The following is a 2,341-nucleotide window of genomic DNA, read 5'->3' as shown; positions in this document are numbered from 1 at the left end:
ACTGGAGCACCGAACGGAATACCGTTGGCCGAAATTGTCGGCCCTGTTACGCAACGACTCCCCGTTCAATCCGGTGCGGCCTTTACCACCGGTGGGCGGCAATCCGATGATCCACGGCATTGAACCACAGGAAATGGACGTGTTTATGGATCTGCGTGAGCGCGTCGGGCATACCCTGGTGATGGGCACGACCCGTGTGGGAAAAACCCGGCTGGCCGAATTGTTGATAACGCAGGATATCCGGCGGGGTGAGGTAGTGATTGTCTTTGATCCGAAAGGCGACGCTGACCTGTTAAGGCGCATTTGGGCGGAAGCACACCGCTCTGGGCGCGGCAATGAACTTTCCTTCTTTCATCTGGGCTGGCCGGAAATCTCGGCACGTTATAATGCAGTCGGGCGGTTTGGCCGGGTATCGGAAGTGGCTTCCCGTCTGGCGGGGCAGCTCAGTGGGGAAGGCAACAGTGCGGCTTTCCGTGAATTTGCCTGGCGGTTTGTTAATATTGTGGCCCGCGCGTTAGTCGCTTTGGGACACCGGCCGGATTACCTACTTATCACGCGTTACGTCAATAATATCAGCGAATTGTATCAACTCTATGCCACTAAAATGATGGCAGACAGGCAGCCCGCACTGCTGGAACAAATCAACCAGTCTCTCAGCAAGCTGAAAGAAAAAGATATCCCGCGCAATATGCAGGGGCAGCCGGATGCGCTGAGACTCTGGGCGATGGAAGTGACACTGAGTTCAGAAGCCGGTAAGCAGCTCTACGATCCGATCCTGGACGGGTTACGCTCTGCTGTACGTTATGACCGCACCTATTTTGACAAAATTGTTGCCTCTCTGCTGCCTTTGCTGGAAAAGCTGACCACCGGCAAAATCGCTGAGCTGCTCTCGCCGGATTATTTCAATATGGCGGATTTGCGCCCCATTTTCGACTGGGAACAGGTGATCCGCAAGAACGGTATTATCTATATCGGGCTGGATGCGCTGTCTGACAGTGATGTGGCTTCGGCAGTGGGTAACAGCATGTTTGCCGATTTGGTCAGTGTCGCGGGGCAAATCTACAAATACGGCATGAATGCAGGATTGCCGGTGCGCCATGACGGCAAGCTGGCGATTAACCTGCATTGTGACGAATTCAATGAGCTGATGGGGGATGAGTTTATCCCGTTGATCAATAAAGGCGGCGGCGCGGGTATGCAGGTCACGGCCTATACCCAGACTTCATCGGATATCGAAGCCCGTATCGGCAGCCCGGCTAAGACGGCACAAGTCATCGGCAATTTCAACACCCTGATTATGTTGCGGGTGCGGGATAACCGGACGGCAGAGTTACTCACCAGCCAGTTGCCCGAAGTGGAAATTTATAGCAAGACACTGGTCTCGGGGCATGCGGAATTGCGGATGTTGAACAGGGGCAGGATTTTACCTCCTCCACGCAGGACCGGGTAGGTACAGTCAAAACCCCGCTGGTGACGCCTGCTGAGATGATTAACCTGCCGAAAGGGCAGGCGTTTGCCTTACTGGAGGGCGGTCAGTTGTGGAAAATTCGCATGCCACTGCCTACCGGGGATGACGACGATACCCTGATGCCAGCGAGTTTGCAGAAAATCGCCGAACAGATGCGACGGCACTACCGTACCCGTGAAGGCTGGTGGGAAGAGAAAGCATAATGGCACAGTCAGAACCCGCTTCCCGTCAATCCACTCACCCCCCGCGCAAGCATGGCCTGCTGTATCGTGTGCTATGGGAATGGCCGTGGCAACTCATCGGTTTTATTGTGATGTCCTGGCTATTCAGCCTGTTACTGGAGTATCTCGGGATGACCTTTCTCTGGCGGGATGAAGGCGCCTCTCACAGCCAGACAATGATGACCACCGAACTGCAATTTTTATCCACGGAATTTACCCGGAGTCTGTTGTTATCCGAACCCTCCCCAACGGTCTCTGACTGGCTGGCACAGGCGTATCAATGGCTGTTTGTGGACAGTGGTTTTATGCGCTGGATACAGGGGCCGCGGCAATATCCACTCAATCACAGCCATGATTTTAGGCGTGAATTCAATGCCGTATTACAGGAGGTATCGGGCTATTTACAGGAATACGGGCTGGCCACGGTGTTTATCACGATGGTGACGCTGATCCGGCTGGCGATCCTGCTGTTATCCGTTCCGCTGTTTGTGATGGTAGTTTTGGTGGCAGGGGTTGACGGGCTGGGACGGCGGGATTTACGCCGTTATGGCGCAGGGTATGAGTCGAGTTTTGTTTATCATCATGCCAAACGGGGCATAAAACCGGCCTGCACGATCCCCTGTGTACTGTATTTATCGTGGCCGGATGTGGT

The 2,341-nt window shown here is 54.4% G+C and carries 1 protein-coding gene and 1 pseudogene; both read left to right on the top strand.

Annotated features, from left to right (window positions below):
* Positions 1 to 1,671 (top strand): annotated as a pseudogene (gene traD / locus AAY47_RS19210) (type IV conjugative transfer system coupling protein TraD); the annotation flags it as partial.
* The coding region (locus AAY47_RS19205) for a TIGR03747 family integrating conjugative element membrane protein (RefSeq protein WP_047771946.1) at positions 1,671 to 2,341 on the top strand (671 nt) is incomplete at its 3' end. The pseudogene traD and the gene AAY47_RS19205, both read left to right, overlap by 1 nt.

The sequence above is a fragment of the Xenorhabdus griffiniae genome, assembly GCF_001028135.1.
GTDB classification, from domain to species: Bacteria; Pseudomonadota; Gammaproteobacteria; order Enterobacterales; family Enterobacteriaceae; genus Xenorhabdus; species Xenorhabdus bakwenae.
The sequence above is the reverse complement of the archived record's forward strand: the minus strand, read 5'-3'. Positions and strand labels throughout refer to the sequence as shown.